This window comes from Flavobacterium sp. UBA7680 (assembly GCF_002482975.1).
Taxonomy (GTDB): domain Bacteria; phylum Bacteroidota; class Bacteroidia; order Flavobacteriales; family Flavobacteriaceae; genus Flavobacterium.
In genome coordinates, this window is the sequence record NZ_DLHA01000032.1 from 82,341 (window position 1) to 102,921 (window position 20,581).

Below are 20,581 nucleotides of genomic sequence, written 5' to 3' on the forward strand. Positions count from 1 at the left end.
TTTAATTTTTTAATGAATATTCATTTCCGTGATATACAATCAAATCGATGATTTCTTCAATATCTTTTGGAGTTGTTAACGGGTTTAATAAAGTGAATTTGAGAAATACTTCGTTGTAGACTTTTGTACTGGTAATGATGGCTTTACCTTCGTTAAATATGGCTTTACGAATGTAACTGTTGATACCGCAGTATGAGTTTTCGTTTCCGGTAAATGGCGTGTAACGAAACACAATCGCACTGATTTCCGGTTTATGGATGATTTCAAAATCTTCTCTGTTTCTTAGTAAATCTGCTGTAAATTGTGCATTAGCAATGGCTTTTTCCATATAAGAACTCAAACCTTCCGTTCCGATCATTCTCAATGTAAACCACAATTTTAAAGCATCAAAACGACGTGTTGTCTGGATTGATTTTTTTACCATATTTGGAATTCCTTCGTCTTCTTGTTCTTTAGAATTCAGATAATCAGCGTGGTATTTGATATAATCTACAAATGATTTATCTCTCATAAAAAAGCCGCTTGAACTTACGGGCTGATAAAAAGTTTTGTGATAATCTATGGTAACAGAATCTGATAATTCGATTCCGTTTAATTTTTCTTTATGAAGATTGCTAATTAATAAACCGCCGCCGTAAGCTGCATCTACGTGAAACCAAATATCATTTTCATTGGCAACTGAAGCAATTTCTGCCAATGGATCTATAGAACCAAAATCTGTTGTTCCGGCTGTTCCTACAATTGCAATTGGAATATTTCCTAAATCTTTTTGCTGCTGAATTACCTTTTTTAAAGCGTTGACATTCATTTTAAAATCAGGATCTACAGCAACTGGAATCACGGCATTTTGCCCTAAACCTAAAAGGCTTAAGTTTTTCTTTAAACTAAAATGACTTACTTCTGAACATAAAACCCTGAATTTTGAAGCTTCAGGCGGAAGTCCGTCCATTTTTGGATCGATCCCGAAATGTTTTTTAATGTAATGATCTCTTGCCAAAAGTAATCCCATCATGTTCGATTGCGTTCCACCGCTGGTGAAAATTCCGTCGGCATTTTCAGGATAACCCAATTTGTCAAGCGTCCATTCGACTAATTTTAATTCGATGAAAGTTGCTCCCGTACTTTGATCGTACGTATCCATTGAAGAATTTAATGACGATACAAAAGCTTCTGCCACAAGTGTTGGCGTTAAAATAGGGCAATTAAGATGCGCTATGTATTTGGGATTATGAAAATGAATACAATCATCTAAATAAATATCTTTTAATTCATCCAGAACATAATCTAGGCTTTTTCCTCTTTTATTTTCTTCGAGATAAATATTATCAATTTTTCGTTTAATCGTCGAAATACTGGTTCCGGTAAAGGGTGTATCTCTTTCTTTTAAATGATTTTCAATTGTTTTAATGGCCTTTTTCATGCTTTTCTTATAAATCCCAATTGATTTATTGTTGTTAGAAAAAACATGTTTATCGTGCGCATTTTCAATTATGACTTCTTGCAGTATTGTTTCTAATTTTTCTTGTGCCTCCATTGTGGTATTTATTTAGATTGATTCTAAAGAATAATTTTCCACAAATGTAGTTTTGTACGAAAATTAAATCAATACCATAAAAAAGTGAAAATTATTTCTATAATTGAGGTAGTCAAAATACCTCAATTATAGTAGGAAATAAAGCATAAAATTTCTATAAAAAATACGAAAATTACTTTATTTTTTTCTCTAATGCATAAAGTATCAGTTCAGGTGTGGTGTGCCTGCCCGTTTTTTTCATGATGTTTTTTCGATGTGTCCTGAAGGTATGAATGCTGATAAAAAGCTGTGATGCGATATTTTTTCCATTATCACCCTGCGCAATTTTCTTGAGAATTTCAAATTCTCTTAGCGTCAGTTTTTCATCACTTTGGGCGGTTGGCAGAGCAAAAACATCAATAAATGTATTTAAGGTTTTGGGACATATATAACGTTCCCCGTGCTGAATTTTATATAAGGCATCAAAAATGGTTTGTTCTTCACAATCTTTTGATATAAAGCCGTTTATATTTTCTTTTAAGAAACTGTCAATGGTTTGTTTGTTCTTAAAATACGAAAGGATTATGATTTTGCATTGCGGGTATTTTGTTTTGATAATTTTGAGATCATCATCATAAAACAAAAAAATATTATTGGGGTCAATAATCAAGCATTCTATATTATTTTTATCCAAACATTTAAACAACTCTTCTCGTGAATTTGTCACTTTTAAGCTGGGTGTTTTGACGAGCTTTTTTAGTGTGTGCCTCAATCCAATTATGTGTAGGTTTTCAGAATCGGCAATAAGGAAATTTTTCATTTTTACTATTTAGATTTAGTCTAAACAAAAGTAATATAAAAATGGTTATTATGCAGTTAATTGGATGTAAAAAAATAGTTTTTTTCTTATAATCAAAAAAGTTTTTTGTGATAAGATGAATATACTAAAAACAAAAAAGCCCGGACAATGTCCGAGCCTTTTGCTATTCAATACTGCTTTTAAATTCTCTTAGAATTTATATGCTACGCTTCCCATCAATGTACGTGGAGCCTGAACGTTTATTGTTGAATAACCGTTAAAGTATAATTCGTCTGTAAGGTTATTTACTTTTAATGATACTCTGTATTTAGGCTGATCGTAATACAATGCAGCATTTACTACAGCGTAAGAAGGAAGTTCAAAAGTTTCACTTGGTCCAGCATTGTAAACGTATGTAGCATCTCCATAGTTACCACCAAATCCTAAACCTAATCCTTTTAGTTTAGTTGTTTGAAGGTTATAACTAAACCAGTAGTTAATTAAATTTTCTGGCCCTGCAGTTATAGGTCTTAGATCATTTAACTCAGAATCATTTTTTGCATAACCCACAAGTAAGTTTAATCCAGGGATTGGGTTTGCTGTAATTTCTAATTCAAAACCTTTACTAAATTGTGTACCGTTTTGTATGCTTGCATTTGGCAGGCTTGGGTCAGAAGTTACGATATCTTTTACTTTGATGTTGTAGTAACTAATTGTAGCACTTAATTTGTTTTGGAAAGCATTTGCTTTAACACCAAACTCAAACTGGTTTGCTCTTTCAGGATCAAATTGTTTCAATTCAAGATTACCTCCAACATTTGCATTTGCATATCCTACGTTTTTAAAACTATTTTGGTAGTTACCAAATACAGATAACTGATCTTTTAAGATTTGAAAAACAGCACCAAATTTTGGAGAGAATGCATTTTGAGAAAATTTACCAGCCTCTGCACCTGAAAGTGGGTCAAATGATCCTTGATTTTCGAAATGATCAAAACGTACTGCTGCCGAAAGAATTAATCTTTCTGTAATGTTAATCGCATCTGCAACATAAGCACTGTAAGTTGTTATAGCACTGTTGCTTGTATAAGGAATATAATTAGCACCATCTCCAACAAGTCTGTTTTTTACATTGGTTGGATTAAAATCATAATAATTTGCTGCTGTTCCAGTATAATTAATTACATCATAAGGGGCATAACCTGGAAGATTTTTGAATACCAAGTTATTTGAACCGTAATAGATATCACCACCTACTAAAAAGCGGTTTCTCATTGATCCAATGTTGAAATCACCATTAAAGTTTTGTTGGAATTCGATGGCATTGTCTCTACCATTTGCATCCCATGCATTTCTTGAAAATTGCTGGTCTTTTAAAAGATAAAACCATGTTTGCAAACCAGTTGCTTTATTAGAACTGCTGCTAAATACAGTTTGTGAAGTCCATTTTTCAGACATTTGGTATAAAGCCTGAGCAAAAACATTTAATGTTTTAGTATTCATCACAAATTCATCTCCTAAAAATGATCTTTTAAAGTTGATGTCAAGATCTTTAGCATTGCTTACTCCTAACTGAGATGGAGATGTACCAAAATAAATTAAAGGCATTCCTGAGTTGTCCTGGTTTCCTATTTCTGCATCAATAGAAATGGTAAGTTTATCATTTACTTTATAAGAGAAAGATGGTGCTACGAAAAAGCTTTTTGAGTAACCGAAATCCTGAAAAGTATTGGCATTTCCAAAAGCAGCATTTAATCTGAATAATGCTGTATTGTCGTCGTTGATTGGAGTATTAACATCAGCAGTTAAACGGTTAAAACCGTAACTTCCGTTTTGATATGAAATTTCTCCGGCAAAAGTTTCAAAAGGTTTTTTAGTAACACGGTTGATTAATCCTCCGTATGAAGAAACTACGTTTCCAAAAAGTGTAGCCGATGGCCCTTTTATAACTTCGATTCTTTCAAGGTTTACCGCATCAGTATTACTGTTTACTTTTCCTGCAAGACCGTTTCTTACTAAACTCTGTGTTGTAAATCCACGAAGTGAATACCAAGAAGCTCCATCACCTGCACGGTTAGTAGCTGCCCATAATTGGTATAAACCCGGAACGTTTTTTAAAGCTTCGTCCTGGTTTGTTACTAACTGGTCTTTAATTAATTCTTTAGTTACAACATTGTAAACTTGTGAGTTTTCAAGGTTTTTAACAGACATTCTAGATACATACTGGCTTTCTGCTTTTGTATATTTGTTTGCATTTCCTTTAACAAATACTTCAGTCAAGGCTTCAGATGTTGTTATCAATGTAAAGTTTACTACAAGTTCTTTTCCTGCTAAAACAGTGATAGCTTCTTCTTTTGGTGAAAAACCTACTACAGAAGCTTTTAGTGTATAATTACCCGGCTTAACGTTTTTGATTTCATAATTTCCCTGATCATCAGTAACAGTTCCAATTTTTGTTCCTTTCAGAGTTACAGAAATATTATCAGCAATTTCATCATTAGATAGTGAAACTTTACCCTTGATGGTACTTGTCTGCGCAAACGAAGTTGCAGCCGTAAGCAGCATAAGGCAGCTCAATAGCGGAAGTAGTATTTTTATCTTCATGTTATTTAGAATTATTTTTAATAGCGCAAATTTATGTGTTGTGTTAAAACAATCCAAATTATTTGTATTTATTCCAAATAATAATAACATGAGCAGGTTTTATTCTTTATTTATCAATTTTTTAAATAAAAAAAAGAAGAATCATTTTTTTTAACACAAATAAGCCAATTAATTAATGTATAAAAAACACGTTTGCCAAATATTATGCGAATATTTTTAAGTATTTAAGCCTTTATTTCTATCCTAAATCATGCGATTAAGATTTAAATGCAAAAACCTCCAAAATCAAATGAAATTGGAGGTTTTATTTGGAACAAAAAGCGTGTTCAAAAAATTATTCTTTATGATAAGGGCATCCTGAAGGTGCAGAAGATCCAGCTGCTGCAGAAGGTTTAATGGTATTTGAGCTTGGGAATTGTTCTTCCATTAAACGTCTTTGCTCTGGAGAAACATCTTCTAATTTACGAAGCGTATTTACCTGAATGTGAGGCCAGCTTGTGGTTCCGCCATCGTCTCCGAAATCAAATTCGAAAAATATAATCTGCTCGTATTGCAGCTGAAGGATTTCTTTTCCTTCTTCTATAACTGTTTCAACCCATAATCTCATATTCATTTCAACAGTAGTAACAAAACGATTTACAAACGGAACATTTAATATACCGCCTTGTGCTCCTGTTTTATTTTTAGATGATAACTGAATAAGTACGTGGTTTTTTATGTTTTCTCCTTTGATGGAATCACGAAGACGTAAATCTGGTCTTACGGAATAGGGATATAAATCATTAGCAAGAATTCGCTGTGTATAGATTTTATTTTCTCCGGGATCGTTTATATCGTTCAGTTTTTCAAATACCCAGGCAGGTGGCGCTTGATCCAGATTTATCGGATCTTTTTCACTTGCTCCTGCTCCACCCATAGTTCTTGAAATAGAAAGATGATCGTATTTCCAGGCTGCATCTCCATAAGGAAATTGAGGTGCGCCATCAATTAAATAACCTGGGCTGCCCTGAACTAAGTCTCCTAATAAAGTTATAGTACTTCCGTGCGGAATTACGCCGCTTCGTGAAATAGAATAATCTGGAATAAAATAAGGCCCAGTTTGTCCGGCTCCGGGTTTCAATTCTTTAGAAGCAATAATTTCAGAATAAGGTCTTCCGTTTAGATTTTCCAGCGTTACATATTCTTTTTCGCCAAGATCATTATAAACTAAAAATAGAGTTTCGTCCTGATAACCGCTTTTATACAAATCTTTATTCGGGTTTGTTGGCGATACTGGATGCACGCCGCGGTCTTCTTTAATTGTTTTCTCTGTAGCGGCATAATTAAATATATCGCTCAGCCATAAGTACATACCGTTTTCTTCGTGAATTGGAGTGTATTTTAAAGCTTCTTGACCTTCTACAGTGTTGACACTTTTTATACTTTGTTCGTATTTAACAGCTCCGCAAAATTGTTCGTTTGCTCCACCGCGATTACGAACTCCGCCCGGCACTAAATCAAAGGTTAGCTTTTCTATGTACTCTTCGCAATCAAAACTATATTTTCCGGGAATGGTTCCTGCATTTGTACCCGGCGATGGCATAATGGTAGTATGGATTCCGCTTCCTATTAATTTTCTATCATTTTGTCCGTTATGATTATAACTTACCCAAGTTCCTTGTAATACCTCTAAAATACCATAATCGACATTGTTTACAATTTGCTGTAAATTACTTTCATGAAAAGCTCTAATTGGATCTTCAATTTGAACTTTTGAATATCCATCCATCAAATCTCCTAATATTCCTTTACTGACTTTTTCCTGATCAGCTCCGAATAGTAATTGTTTATTACTTACATCTAGATTTTGAGCTATATGAGGCAGGTTTAACTCATCGGCTCCGTTTTTTCTTTTTAGCATCGTTTTTATTTTTTTTGATTAGTAAATCTGGGTATTCTAAAGCATGGCGATTACCATGAATCTAAATTACACGAGATAGAAAATCAATTATAAAAAAATGGCATAAAGCGGAAATTATTGGTCACAAAACAAGGTATCTAAAGGATGGAATTATCTCTGGGATTTTTAATTTAAAAAAAGGGTGTTTATACCCTTTTTTGATTTCTTATATTATAATAAATTTGAAAAATATTTACGTAACACATTTACAATCAGTAAATTATTTATTCTCATACGAACCTACAACGAGAATATTCTACATGCCTTCTTTTTAATCCCTGCTTTATTTATTTGATATGCTTTTGCATCAATCAAGCAGCATAACGTATTCATTACCTCATTGCCCTTTTATTTATAAAACTTTTGAAATTAAAATAACGATATCAAATGAATTAATAAATTAAAACCAAACGATTATGAGTTCAATAGTACCACCAGACAAGAAAGCCAATTATGAAAAATTATTTGCTTCCTGCATTATCAGAGATGCTAAATATCCTGAAATTGATAAACTAGTTGAAAAAATGGCTGCAAACAAAAGCAGATACCAAGCTGTGGGAGATCCGTTAAATATTCCGTGGTATGTCATTGCAATAATCCATTGCATGGAAGCTAGTTTAAGGTTTGATACTCATTTACACAATGGTGATCCGCTTACCGCACGCACCGTTCAGGTTCCTGCAGGACGACCAAAATCAGGTAATCCTACTTTTACATGGGAATTTAGTGCAAATGATGCTTTAATTTTTGATAAACTAAACTTATGGACAAATTGGGAAATTGCCGGAATTCTCTATAAACTAGAGTTATTTAATGGTTTGGGCTATTATAAACAAGGCATTAATTCGCCTTATTTATGGAGTTATTCGAATCATTATACAAAAGGAAAATATGTTAAAGACGGAAAATATGATCCGAATGCGGTTTCTAAACAATGCGGAGCTGCGGTATTACTGCGACGTCTTAGCGAGCAAAAGCTGATAACGCTTCCAAGTGGTAATATAATAGAACAAATATTAGCGCAGGGTAATAAAACAACTTACTATTCTGGAACTGTTACCAATGAAGCCAAAGATTTGCAAACACTGCTTAATAAAGCCGGAAGTGTCCTAAGAGTTGACGGAAAAGCAGGCGAAAGAACCTCAGCGGAGTATTTTAAATTCAGTAAAACGTATTTAAAAGGAGATCCGAGAAGAACTTGATATTTTAATTAATTGAAATAAATACAATGGGACTGTCTTCCAGCATAACCAATTTATTCGAAAAACATATTTACTCCATAGTAACGGCGGTGATTATTGCTGTATTAACGTTTGGATATCTTTCTTATATTCTGCCGAATAATCAGCAAAAAGAAGATGCTAAAAATATAACTGTTTTAAATGGCATTGAAAAACAGTTAGAAGCTTATATAGATGATCAGGTTAAATATATTGACGAAGATAAAATTGACAGCTTATCCCTATCCTCTTACAGGGGCTCAACGGATACTTATATTGACAATATTACCATTAACAAAAAAAAATATCAGGAATTTGAAAACGGAACTATAAAACTCTCCCGAACAATTACATTATTCAAAAGATCAAATAGTCCTGATAAAAAAGATACAATTAAACAAATCACAAATGATATCACGATTGATCTGGTAAAATTTTTAAATAAAATTGACTCTACAACTAATTTTACTTCATTTTATATTTGTCCTGTTGTCGCCGGGCAATGTCAATCTCATAAATCATTTCTATCAAAAAATGTAAGTCTTGTTGATCAGGATAGTTTGATTCGTTACAACAGAAATAATGGGCCTTTTAGTTTCAAAAATTCTTCAAAACGTTATTACACCAATCAAATAAATATTCCCCAAACTGATAAGACACTTTTTTTGGCTGTTGGAATTGAAAAATCTGTATTTGACGGAAATGTTCGTCAGATAAATTCTAACCTTTTAATTTTCAGCCTTATTTCAGTAATCCTTTTAATATTAGGCATCAATTTTATAAAACCTATTGTAAGCAGTTATAAAGAAAGATTGTGTCAGTTTGATTTGGTCGGTGTTGTATTTTCCATTGGATTGTTAATCGCTATATTAGTCATATTTTCGGCATTAACTTATTGGAACAGTACCATAAAAGCCAGAACTACAAATGATTTATACCAGCTGGCAAACAAAATTGACAACGCATTTAGCAATCAAATTACGGCTTATGAGACATGGAAAAAAGATGATCTGATATTTGGAAAAATTTGGAAGGATTCTGAAAAAAAATTTTCAAGAATATATGTAGAAACGAATTCAAAAAACAATTATTTAAATGAAGATCCACTTCCTAAAAATAATTCAGATGATGAAGGTGAATATTTTATTCTTGAAAATAATGATTTTAAAAAAGATACCAATAATTTAAAACTCATTAAATACCTGGATAATTATTTTCAAATGAACTATGAAGGGATACTTACCAAAAATTTAAGCAATACTAAACTCGATATACCAAGAAAGTATTCAGATAGAATGTATTTTAAAATGCTGCAGCAAAAAAATGACGGCAACATAAAAAATAAACCTGTACTAACGGCCGTTTTTTCGAGAGATAATAATAAATACCAATTAATATATGCCGAAAAAGATTCTCTTAAAAAACAAGTAAGCGGCATTAGAGGTATCGCCTTTAGAGAATATTTTTCTGATGAACTGGAATTACCACCGGGAACCGGTTATATGTTTGTAGACCGATACGGAGGTATTATCCTGCAAAACGATCCCGAAAAGAATTTATATCAAAATTTATTCTATGAATCTCAAAGCAATCCGGAATTTGCAAGTGTACTATCTGGTATAATTCCCGAATCATTTGAGATGGAATATCAAGGCAAACCTTATCAGATTTATGCAAAAAAATTAAGCGAAGAAACAGACTCGCCCATTTATATTTTAACTGTTCGGGATTTATCACACATGAATCGTTTGTCGATATTTACTTTTACAAACGGATTTTTAATTGCAGTTATATATGGCTTTTTTATATTATTAATCAACTACATCTATTCAACAATCTTTTACAACGGCCGAATTGGTACGTTATCAAAACATCATTTCTATTATCTTTTTCCAGACAGCAGCCGAACCACTGAATACAAAAAGCTATTAATTGTTAACTGTGTTTCTATCGTGTTGGCCCTAATAGTCGCTTTCAAATCTTCTCCTTCGCTGGCATTTATCTTTTGTATTGTACTGGGCATTAATGTTGCATTTATTAATTTAATTACTCTAAATATCCGCACATTAAACCCTAAAAAAGAGCTTATTAAGCTAGTATTGATTTTGTTTTTTCCGGCAATTTGTCTGCCTATTGTTTTGTTTTTTTATTACAATGTTTTTATTGCTGCCCTTGCACTTTTTGGTACACATGTTACATTGATAATCTTGTATTACAGAAACTGGAGAAAAAGACAAAAAGCAGAGCTTAGTGTATTTGCAAAGAAAAATAAAGGAGTGAACAGAAGAGCTTATACCAAATTCCTGACAGCAAGATTATTGTATCAATTTGTTGTATTTCCGTTTGTTCTTGTTAGTGCATTTTATGTAAATGAATTGAATGATTTTGCGCGTTATTACTGTTCTTCGCTTGATGCCAAAGAGCAAAAAATAAAAGATAAAAATGATTTTATTATAAAGGATAGAATCACAAATGCTTATAACTGTAATTGTGAGGAACAAACAAAAGACCAAACAAATGATCAAATTATGCAAAAGGCTAATCTTGGCTTTTTTGATCGTCCTTCGAGTTACGAAATCAAAAATTTTACATTTAATGAACTTAGCCGTAAATATTATCTAAACCTGCAGGCAATTCTACATAACGGAAACAATAGTTTTTCGTTTCTAACACTTTTTTTCTTGTTGGTCAATTTCTTCTTTCTTACCGCTTTGGCTTATAAATTATTAAACTATTACAGTAATCGTTTCTTCTTTTATGATTTGATGCAGGCTTATTATGAAAAGTATTATCCGTGTACGAAAAATGAATTAGCAAACGATCATATTTTTATACCTATGGTAAATGATTATGATATCAAACAGCTGATTCAGATTGATCATAATAGCTGCGAAATACAACCCGATAAGAGATATACCGGTAATGAAGACTGTCCTGAACGTGAAATTAGCATCGATCAGGTTTTTCATAAAGATAAAAAAAATGAAATAAGCCCTTATTTAAGAATGGATTTTATACTGAATATCAACCACAAGCAATTTTGTGAACAGTATGAAGATATTTGGGAATCCCTGTCTGAAGAAACGCAGTATGTACTTTTTGATTTTGCCCAGGATCATTTTGTAAATTACAAAAATAAAGATACCCTGATAAATCTTATGGAAAGAGGAATTATTGACTGTCATCAATTAACGGGAAGATTAAAAATGATGAGCCTGAGTTTTAGAATTTTTATTTTATCTAAAAGTAAACGTGATGAATTATTTGTTCAAAAATTTAAAGAGGAGAGTAAAAACGGAACATACAGCAAATTAAAATTCCCGATAATAATTATTGCAGTCAGTGCTTTAATTTTACTAATGTATCTTAATAAAGACAGTTATGATCAGGTAACTTTAATGGGCGGAAGTGTTGTAACGGTTCTTGCTTTAATTAATAAAATCCTTGACGCTAATAAAAGCCTTTAATTAGTTCCTAAATTAGAATTATAAATTGCTTTGAAATTTCGACCTTCGTATCAAAATCATAATTGAACAGCAATGGCCGAATCTCATAATAAAATTCCGTTTTCTTATTATCTTAATTCAGATGTTATTTTCCTTGCCAAAGATCTTTTGGGAAAAGTACTTTATACTCAAATTGACGGTGAAATAACTTCTGGAATAATTGTAGAAACAGAGGCTTATTTTGGGATACAAGACAAGGCTTCTCATGCTTATGGCGGACGAAGAACAGATCGAACGGAGACTTTATACAGTCAAGGCGGTGTTTCGTATGTTTATTTATGCTACGGAATTCACCATCTCTTTAATATCGTTAGTTCTGTTGAAGGTGAACCTCATGCGGTTTTGATTCGGGCAATTGAACCTTTGACCGGAAAAGACATTATGGAAACTAGACGGAATATGTCGGCATCAAAAGGGGCTATATCGGCTGGTCCAGGTTCTGCGGCAAAGGCTTTGGGTATTGACCGTTCTTTTAATAAAAAAGATTTAGGCGGAGAAGAAATCTGGCTGGAAGATCACGGTATTCGCTATACTGAAGATCAAATTGCAGCTTCACCGCGCGTGGGCGTTGCGTATGCACAGGAAGATGCGCTTTTACCGTGGCGATTTTTTATTAAAGGAAATAAATATGTCAGCAAACCGAATAAGGTATAGATTGGCAATTTTTCGAAACTTTAAAATTTTATAAATTTGCAAAATTATTGAGGATAATTTATACCTCAGCATCTATTCAATTTCTCCATCAAAAAATAAATGACAATACAAGATTTAATTGGTGATTTTTCCATTTCAGGAAGTAATCAGGAAGAAAGTAATCAGGTTACTTACAAAGGCACTTTGAGTTTATCCTTAGACGATAACAATAGAATTATGGCAAAATGGTTCATCAATAATGCGCAGGTACAAAAAGGTCATGGTTTCTTTAAAGATAATATCCTGGTCATTAATTTTAGTTACAAAGGCGACGACAATAAAACATACAAAGGCGTTGCGGTTTACCGATGCATTACTAAAGATGTACTGGATGGATTTTGGTCAGAAAAACATGGAAATCCACTGTTTTTAGGTACAGAACATTGTTTGAGACTGGAAACTACAGAACGGCTGAATTAAAATCAACGGTATATAATTTCATTGGTTTTGCTTTCCCTCGCAAAAGTATTTCTCCCTTTTGAATATAGGTTATCGAATTATCTTCGGGAAGTGCGTTTTTCATAGTTTCTGAAATAACAAAATCGTGATTAAAATTGTTGCATTCGCATTGAATTCTTGACGTTGTATTTAAGAGATCTCCGTGATAAACGATTTCTTTTTTTACTTTTCCTACCCAGGTTGTTACGGCGGTTCCTATATGCATTCCGGCTTTAAACTTTGGAACCAGATTGTATTTTCCTAAATAATATTCCCGTTTATTCTCTATAGATTGTTTAAGAAGATAAAAACAATAAAGGCATCGTTTATCTTTTAATCCGACAGCAGATTTCCAAGTTAGAATAATTTCATCTCCCACGTATTGGTAAATTTCTGCACGCGAAGCCTGAATTGCATCGGTAAAATCGTTGAATAAATCCTGCAATAAATTGCTGTATAGAATATCTCCTAATTGTTCAGCAAGTGTGGTGGATGATTTTACGTCGACAAACATAAAAATTCGTTCTTCCTGAATGGGCCGATGGTATTGTCCTGTAAAATAATTATAGAAAAAACGGGTACTTAATAAACTGCTGATTTCTAAAAAGAGAATTAAAAATATAGACGCTCCAAGAGAAAACATATAATCTTCAAACAAACGTTCTTTAGCATATTTAATAAAAACTTCCTGATAAGAAAGATGTCCTAACATTTCTGAAAACATCAAAACAAAGAATAGTAAAAACAATAATATGCTTATGCTGTAAATCAGCGCTTTTAAAAGCATCGCTCCTAAAAAGGAATATCGGTTTAAATTGATAAGACGCTTCTCAAATGTTATAATAATGAAACCTATAAAAACGCCTATAATTATGCCGGGCAAAAGCTTTAAATAATCAAAGTTGGATTCTGCATCAGTAATTGAGGCATATAGCAAACCTAAGATTCCGCCGGCAATAGCGGCTTTAAAAACAAGACTGTATTTTTTATAAAAAGGCAGCTTAGGCAAATCCATATTAAAGATGCTTTCGTTCTTTATAAAAATAGATAAAATCTTGATATAAACTACCGCAGAAGTTTTTCTGTTCAAAAAAAATCCCTGAATGAAATTCATTCAGGGAAAACTTTATTCTTATAATATTAAATCTCTACTGGCTCCTTATAAACTTCCCAGTCTGTATAACCGTGAGTTCCTAATCCGTAATGTAAATCGCGGATTGGCTGCGTCAATTCCCAATTGTTTTGTAAACGTTCTACTAAATCAGGATTCGATATAAACGGTTCACCAAATCCGGCAATGTCAATAGTTCCGGCATTAATAAGTTGTTCTGATTTTTCTCTGTCCATACTTCCGGCTAGAATAATAACGCCATCGTACCAAGAACGGAAACGTTCTATAAAACCACCCGGCAAGGCATGACTTCCTTTTGACTGCTGATCCATGATATGGATATAGGCAATGTTTCTTTTCTTTAATTCTACGGCCAAATATTGATAGGTTGCTTCTATTTCATCATAATGCGGCAAGTCTCCTAAACCTCCGTATGGCGTTAATCGAATACCAATTTTTTCATTGGTTACAACATCAACCGAAGCATCTATAATTTCCAGTAAAAATCTTGAACGATTTTCGATACTTCCTCCGTATTCATCTGTACGATTGTTTACAAAAGGATTAAAAAACTGTTCGATCAAATAACCATTGGCTCCATGAATCTCTACGCCGTCAAAACCTGCTTTAATCGCATTTTTAGCTGCATTGGCAAAATCGGTAACAACATTTTTAATTTCATTTACAGAAAGTGCTTTGGGCTTTGATGCCGGAACAAAACCTTCTACTCCATTTTCATTATATCCCCAAGCTGATGTATTTTGCGCCTGAATATCTGATGGACCAACAGGAGCAATTCCGTTAGGCTGATTTGAAGTATGTGATACTCTGCCTACATGCCATAATTGAGAAAATATTTTACTTTCTTGTTCATGTACTGCCTTAGTAACTTTCTTCCAGCCTTCAACTTGCTCTGCTGTATATAATCCGGGAATATAAAGTACGCCTTTTGCTGTTTCAGAAATGGCTGTTCCTTCTGTAATAATTAAACCGGCGCCAGAACGCTGTTCATAATAAACCGCATTGTTTTCGTTTGGAATACCATCTTCATTTCTTGCCCTTGTCATTGGTGCCATTGAGATACGGTTTTTTAATTGTAATGAACCAATCTGTACCGGTTTAAAAATATCTATTTTCATAATAATCTGCTTTCTTATTTTTTAATTAACCAGCTTTCAACAGCTCTTGAAAAATCTGCCACATCAATTGGGTGACGGCTGGTAATAATGTTTCCGTCTGTTACTACAGGTTGTTCAAGAATAGTTCCTCCTGCATTTTTTAAATCTACCTGAATGTTCCAGTATCCCGTCAGCTTTCTTCCTTTTAAAATATCGGCAGAAGCCAATACAACCGGAGCGTGACAAATAGCAGCAATTAGTTTTCCTGATTTATTAAAGTCCTGAATAAATTTGATTACATCTTTATCATAACGAAGGTTATCCGGATTCCAAGCTCCACCCGGAATAAATACTGCATCGTAATCACTTACCTTTATTTGGTCTGCGGTACGGTCAAATTTTATCCATCCTACGGGCTGTAAATATTGTATCGCCATAACATGCGTATTTGCCATTTCAGGAAATACTAAACCGTATCTTTCCGGAGCCGGATTAAATTTTGGTGACACTATTTCAACTTGTGCACCTAATTCTTTAAAATACCAAACTGGTCCTGTTAATTCAATTTCTTCAAAACCATCGGCTACGATTACGGCAATTTTTTTCCCTTTTAAGGCTGTTTTGTTTTTTACAGGTGTAAAGAAGAAATCTTTTAATGCTTCGTTCCCTGGTGCGTTTAATAATTTTGTCACCGGCATATTTACAACGGCTGACTGAGTAGACAATTGATTTACAACTTCTAATTCATGACTGTAGTTTGTTTTCATTTCGTTTGTTTTTACGGTTACTTGTGCTTCTACATTTACTACAGCAAGTACGCTTGTTATACCTGCTGCAATGATTTTACTAATTGTTTTCATTTTTTTAGGTTTTAAATATTAATAATTTGTGTTGAAATTTTTCTGTTGAATGTTACTCGCGAGTAAGCGGTGCAAATTCGATTAGGTTATGAATCCCGTCCTGAAACGGCTGTTTTTTTATACTCGTATTCAGGTAATCTATTACGGGCTGAATTGGCGGAAAATTGAGATGATATTGAAATGCATCGTTGCTTCTGAATTTTTCGAAGGTTACAAATTGGGTTTTATCATTCTCCAATTGTGATAACTGATACGTTACTACGCCAGGTTCACTTCTAAACTGCGGCATTGCGGTATGATAAACCTCCATGAAGTTTTTCTCTGTTCCGGCTTTTGCATCTACAAAAAGCATAATGGTTAACTGATTGTCTTCTTTTTTACTTGTTCTTCTCCATTGTTCTTTAGTGAGAGGTTCTAAATCTTTTACATAGATTATTTTCTCCGGTTTTACTAAGGCTGTTTTGGCAAGTTCTTTTATGGATTTTGAATTGTTTTTATCTAATGCCGTTTTACTTGTCCAGCGTTCAAATAACCAGATAACGGTTTTGTTGTTTTGTTCAAAATAAGCTTCAGACATAATGTTGCTTTCGTTTGAAAGCGATTTTTGAACATACTCGCTTATGGCTTTTTCAAATTTCTCCTGATATTGCTCTTTTACTTCGTAGCGTGTAATTTTAGCTGTTTCATTTTGTGCTGACGCCAATGTGCTTTGCAATGAAAATAGAACGGTGAAAATCCCTAAGACTTTTTTAGAAACTGTGAGTTTTGCTTTTGTTATCATAACTTCTAAAATTTTAAAATTATTTATTTCCGTTTTTAAAGATGAAAACGCCCAGATAATGAAATAATAAACCTACTGCCCATGCGCCAGTCTGCCAAAGCGGCCATAGATACGTTCTGTCTGTTAAAAACCAAATAGTCCAAATGGCAGGAATTGATAATACAAATACTAATAAGTGAATTCTGAAACCTTTTTTAGGGTCAATGTGAGCAATTGTATGCTCGTTTGCTAGATGTCTCATGATATTAAATTTTATTAATTGATTGTTTTATATAAGTTGTGTTCCTAATTTTTCTGTTTTTTTCAGCCATTTTATACGCTGTTCTTCTGTTGATTTTCTCATAAATCCAAAAGTGGAAAATTTGATAGGATCGAATCCTACGTAACCAAATACGATGTCTTTGAGGATTTGATATTGAGAAGCACGATAGATGAGATAGAACCACCATTTTGGAGTGTCCATCGTAATTAAAAGCCTAAGGCTTTTTCCTTTTAAAAGTTTTTCGGGGAAGATTTTTCCTGAGTGATGTTTAAATGCAAAGTCAGGCATAAAGATTCTGTCTATAAATCCTTTGGTAACGGCAGGCATAAATCCCCACCAGTTAGGATAAGACAATACAATGTGGTCTGCCCAGGAAATGAGTTCCTGAGCCTGAATTAGATCTTTTTCAAGCGGTACTATTTTTCCGGTTTTATATCCGTCAGCCAGATTTACGTCGAAATCCAGTTTAGAAATATAAATGGTTTTACAAATTGCTCCTGTACGCTCTACTCCTTTTTTGTATGCATTAAGCAAGGCATTACAAAATGAGTTTTGAGAAGGATGACCAAGTATTAATAAGATATTCGTTTTCATTGCGCATCATTTTAATTTGACACTGCAAAGATTTTAAATAATGCGAAGGACTTCCTGACACAAATGTGTCAAAAACTATTGGTGCGCTAATTTTTGACGAATTCTGGTAAGTGTTTGTCTTTCAATACCCAGATAACTGCAAAGATGCGAAATGGAAATCCTGTTAAATAGCTCTGAGTGACACTTTATAAAATCGAGATAACGTTCCTCGGCAGTTTGAAATATAAAGCTTTCGATACGGGCCTGCTGACGTTTTAAAATTTCTTCGGCGACTAATCGTCCGTATCGTTCAAAGCTTGGTAAATGTTCATAAATCCACTGCATGTCTTCATAGGAAAGACAAACCATAATTACGGGTTCTAAACACTGAATTGAATATTTACTGGGCTGCTGTGTTATAAAGGCGGGATAGTGTGTAGCATAATCACCTTCGGCATAAAAACCTACGGTAATTTCATTGCCTTCGCTATCTATAAAAGAAGAACGCACTAATCCGCTTGCTATAAAACCTATTGTTTTTTGCACTTTACCGTATTGAAGAAAGAAGTCTTTTTTGTTGAATTCTTCAATGGTAATTTTTAAAGCAAATTGAGAAAGTTCAGCGTCAGTAACGTTAGGACAAATTTCCTTTACTGATTTTAGAAATATTTCTTTGGCTGAATTCATTATCATTATTTGCTTTGAAACCTCTAATTTAAAAAGAATGTTTTTTAAAATGTAAAAAACACACGATTATTTTTTATTAAATTAACTTTATAATGTCCTGTGTATTAATTTTTTATTAACTTTAACGTCCCATCAAAATTTAGCCAGCTGAAAATTGTAACTTCCTAAATTTAAAATTATGAAATGGTTCGTGACTTTAAAAACAACATTTAAGGACAAATTTTTTAAATCAAACCTTAAAAAAAGTTTTGTGGATTTAGAGAAAGGAAAACAGCTTTATTCCACCAGCCATTTTCAAGAGGCTATTATTCATTTAGATAATGTCGTCAATTATGAATTTGATTCAACGGCTTATGAATTAAGGGCGAGCTGCTTTCAAAAACTGGAACATCATTATAAAGCCATTGAAGATTTTGATAAGGTAATTGAATTTAATCCACTAGAGTTTTCTTATTACTACCATCGGGCCGTTTCTAAAAAAGCCGTTTTTGATTTTACGGGACAAATTGAAGATCTTCATAACTGTATTCATTATTATAAAAAGAATAAAAATATAGAAGTTGGTTTATTAAAAATATTTGAAACTGATTTAATAAACGCCGGAAACCATATCGAAAAACTGAAATACAATATCAGTTCTTTTCATAATAATTCTTATTTAGAAATAAAGGCATTACTAGCGGATTGTCTTTATCAAATAAAGAAAATAAGGCTTAAAAGGAATAAAATCAGAACGCCTTTTCGCCAAATCAAAAAAGAAGGGCTATCAATTGTAATAAATCCTGAAATATAGATTTTCTTCTTATGATTTCTTTTCTGTTTCAGATTTCATTTTCCTTAAGCTTTTATGAATAATGCTGCGGGTTGATTTTTTCTTTAGTTCATAATCTTTGGTACATTTTTGTAATTCTGCTAATAAGATTTTAAAACAATTGTACAAAACATCGAGCTCTTCCATGTTTTGATAAATCTTAAGATCATCTTCTGATGTTGTTTGTACCGCAATAGCTTCATCTTTATATTTCTCAAAAATTTGCAGCAATTTTCGATGTTCAATGTTATCAATTCCCTGCATAACGAACGATCAATGTATTTATAATTTTCATGGTATAATTTGCAAAAGCGGGTCAATGTCTGTACTTATTTTACTGAGCGGCAAGGTTTGTACAGTTTCTGTTTTTATTACTATTTTGTTTGTATTTCCTGACATTCTATTTAAGGCTCCTTGCAATAAAGTTTCAGAGCGGTTTCCTAAAGCAAATACTTCCGGCTGCTGTAATTCATTTAAAGCTATTTCAGGGTTTATTCCTTTTGAATAATTTCCTTCGTGTCTGGCATTAAACAATTTATATATAGAAGGGTACAATATCCAGCCTCTTTTATCCGGATTGCGGTCGTCTACAATTGGAAATCCTGCTACATCTTTGCCAAATGTTTTTTCGCCAATTGTAATAACTTCCATATAGGGTTTTAGATTATTTATAATAAGTTCTGATGCTGATGCCGTCCTTTTTCCGCATAAAATATAAATTTTATTAATTCCAGGATGTGCATTGCGTAAAGCATCAAAACTTACCGAAGATTCATTGCTTTTTAAAGCCGTAGAAAATGACTGGTCAACATTTCCTCCATTTTGATTTCCTTCAAATTTTATAAAAAGATCATCTGCTTTTATATTTGGAGCCAAAATTATACTCAGTGCTGTCGCAGATGAGACATCTCCTCCTCCATTATATCTTAAATCTAAAACCAATTCTGTTATCGATTTGCTTTTTAATTCCTGAAACATTTGCAAATACAATTGTGCTTGTCCAACATCAAAATGCGGAATGCTTACATAACCAATTTTAGTATTGTTGTTTTCGATTACCTGATATGGAATGGGCTGTAAAAAGGTAAAACCCTGCAAAATAGAAACTGTTTTTGGGTTAGAAAAACCTAATTGAGCAGAATAAGAAACGACTTTTAAATCCAGCTGCGTATCGGCAAGCATACTATTATATAGATTATCGTAATTATCCAATTTCAATTCTGTTCCTTCAATATGGGTTATAAGCTGTCCTCTTTGTAAGCCATTATTTTTTGCCGGAGAATCTTCTAAAACATATAATATTACGCCATAATATTTTCCTTCAAAGGCTACAAAACTTACGTCAAACCCGAATTTACTTCTAAGGCTTTTAGGTGAAGTTTCGGGTTTTTCTGGATGTATCGCGTAGGAATAAATATCTTCGGACTGCAATAATGTTTTAAAATATTCTTTTGGATCTGATGCTAAATTACTTTGGTTTTTTATTGCATTATTCCATAAATAATATCTTTTCATTTGATTGTACATCCAATCGTTTACATATTCATTTGTGTTTTCTTCATACGTTACTGGCTCATCTGTGTTTTCACACGAAATAAGAAACAGGGTAAAAAATAAAAAAGAAAACAGCTTAATAGGCAAACAGTTTTTCATTGGATAATAATCT

General features: G+C 33.0%; 18 protein-coding genes. 5 read left to right on the forward strand and 13 right to left on the reverse strand.

The window, feature by feature from the left end:
• Position 1 precedes the first annotated feature (1 nt).
• From B3C18_RS14430 to B3C18_RS14445, 4 genes are all read right to left on the reverse strand, one after another.
• The gene (locus tag B3C18_RS14430; protein WP_291147954.1) at positions 2–1,534 is read right to left on the reverse strand and encodes a pyridoxal phosphate-dependent decarboxylase family protein; all 1,533 of its coding nucleotides are present in this window, start codon (positions 1,532–1,534) and stop codon (positions 2–4) included.
• Between the two features lie 172 nt (positions 1,535–1,706).
• A complete protein-coding gene (locus B3C18_RS14435) occupies positions 1,707–2,333 on the reverse strand; it encodes a LuxR C-terminal-related transcriptional regulator (RefSeq protein ID WP_291147956.1) in 627 nt (208 codons plus the stop codon).
• A 189-nt stretch (positions 2,334–2,522) separates the two neighbouring features.
• Positions 2,523–4,916, reverse strand: a complete 2,394-nt coding sequence (locus tag B3C18_RS14440) for a TonB-dependent receptor (RefSeq protein ID WP_291147958.1) — start codon at positions 4,914–4,916, stop codon at positions 2,523–2,525.
• A gap of 334 nt (positions 4,917–5,250) precedes the next feature.
• A complete protein-coding gene (locus B3C18_RS14445) occupies positions 5,251–6,816 on the reverse strand; it encodes a peroxidase, FMP-type (RefSeq protein ID WP_291147961.1) in 1,566 nt (521 codons plus the stop codon).
• A 455-nt stretch (positions 6,817–7,271) separates the two neighbouring features.
• Between B3C18_RS14445 and B3C18_RS14450 the strand changes: the two genes are divergently transcribed.
• The 4 genes from B3C18_RS14450 (at position 7,272) to B3C18_RS14465 (ending at position 12,694) form a co-directional block, all read left to right on the forward strand.
• Entirely contained in the window at positions 7,272–8,057 is a 786-nt protein-coding gene (locus B3C18_RS14450) for a hypothetical protein (protein ID WP_291147963.1), read from the forward strand.
• 26 nt (positions 8,058–8,083) lie between these two features.
• A complete protein-coding gene (locus B3C18_RS14455; RefSeq protein WP_291147965.1) occupies positions 8,084–11,542 on the forward strand; it encodes a hypothetical protein in 3,459 nt (1,152 codons plus the stop codon).
• Between the two features lie 72 nt (positions 11,543–11,614).
• Positions 11,615–12,235: a DNA-3-methyladenine glycosylase gene (locus B3C18_RS14460; RefSeq protein WP_291147967.1), complete on the forward strand. Its 621-nt coding sequence runs from the start codon at positions 11,615–11,617 to the stop codon at positions 12,233–12,235.
• A 99-nt stretch (positions 12,236–12,334) separates the two neighbouring features.
• On the forward strand, positions 12,335–12,694 hold the full coding sequence (locus B3C18_RS14465) for a hypothetical protein (RefSeq protein WP_291147969.1): 360 nt from the start codon (positions 12,335–12,337) through the stop codon (positions 12,692–12,694).
• On the opposite strand, the gene B3C18_RS14470 is transcribed toward B3C18_RS14465, so the two are convergent.
• The 7 genes from B3C18_RS14470 to B3C18_RS14500 form a co-directional block, all read right to left on the reverse strand.
• Positions 12,675–13,826 (reverse strand): adenylate/guanylate cyclase domain-containing protein, encoded by a 1,152-nt coding sequence (locus B3C18_RS14470; protein ID WP_291147971.1) that lies wholly within the window; start codon positions 13,824–13,826, stop codon positions 12,675–12,677. The genes B3C18_RS14465 and B3C18_RS14470 overlap by 20 nt on opposite strands.
• A 26-nt stretch (positions 13,827–13,852) precedes the next feature.
• Entirely contained in the window at positions 13,853–14,962 is a 1,110-nt protein-coding gene (locus tag B3C18_RS14475; protein ID WP_291147974.1) for an alkene reductase, read from the reverse strand.
• Between the two features lie 14 nt (positions 14,963–14,976).
• Positions 14,977–15,801, reverse strand: coding sequence for a type 1 glutamine amidotransferase domain-containing protein (locus tag B3C18_RS14480; RefSeq protein WP_291147975.1), 825 nt, complete (start codon positions 15,799–15,801; stop codon positions 14,977–14,979).
• 52 nt (positions 15,802–15,853) lie between these two features.
• Entirely contained in the window at positions 15,854–16,582 is a 729-nt protein-coding gene (locus tag B3C18_RS14485) for a putative quinol monooxygenase (RefSeq protein ID WP_291147976.1), read from the reverse strand.
• Between the two features lie 19 nt (positions 16,583–16,601).
• On the reverse strand, positions 16,602–16,823 hold the full coding sequence (locus tag B3C18_RS14490) for a 2TM domain-containing protein (RefSeq protein ID WP_073487653.1): 222 nt from the start codon (positions 16,821–16,823) through the stop codon (positions 16,602–16,604).
• A gap of 27 nt (positions 16,824–16,850) precedes the next feature.
• Positions 16,851–17,438, reverse strand: a complete 588-nt coding sequence (locus B3C18_RS14495) for an NAD(P)H-dependent oxidoreductase (RefSeq protein ID WP_291147980.1) — start codon at positions 17,436–17,438, stop codon at positions 16,851–16,853.
• Positions 17,439–17,513: 75 nt separating this feature from the next.
• Positions 17,514–18,104, reverse strand: coding sequence for a Crp/Fnr family transcriptional regulator (locus B3C18_RS14500; RefSeq protein ID WP_291147983.1), 591 nt, complete (start codon positions 18,102–18,104; stop codon positions 17,514–17,516).
• Positions 18,105–18,282: 178 nt separating this feature from the next.
• Between B3C18_RS14500 and B3C18_RS14505 the strand changes: the two genes are divergently transcribed.
• Positions 18,283–18,897, forward strand: coding sequence for a hypothetical protein (locus B3C18_RS14505; RefSeq protein WP_291147985.1), 615 nt, complete (start codon positions 18,283–18,285; stop codon positions 18,895–18,897).
• A gap of 9 nt (positions 18,898–18,906) precedes the next feature.
• On the opposite strand, the gene B3C18_RS14510 is transcribed toward B3C18_RS14505, so the two are convergent.
• The gene (locus B3C18_RS14510; RefSeq protein ID WP_180860488.1) at positions 18,907–19,179 is read right to left on the reverse strand and encodes a hypothetical protein; all 273 of its coding nucleotides are present in this window, start codon (positions 19,177–19,179) and stop codon (positions 18,907–18,909) included.
• Between the two features lie 27 nt (positions 19,180–19,206).
• Positions 19,207–20,568 carry a S41 family peptidase gene (locus tag B3C18_RS14515; RefSeq protein ID WP_291147988.1) on the reverse strand — a complete coding sequence of 454 codons (1,362 nt, stop codon included), beginning with the start codon at positions 20,566–20,568 and terminating at the stop codon, positions 19,207–19,209.
• Positions 20,569–20,581: the final 13 nt, after the last annotated feature.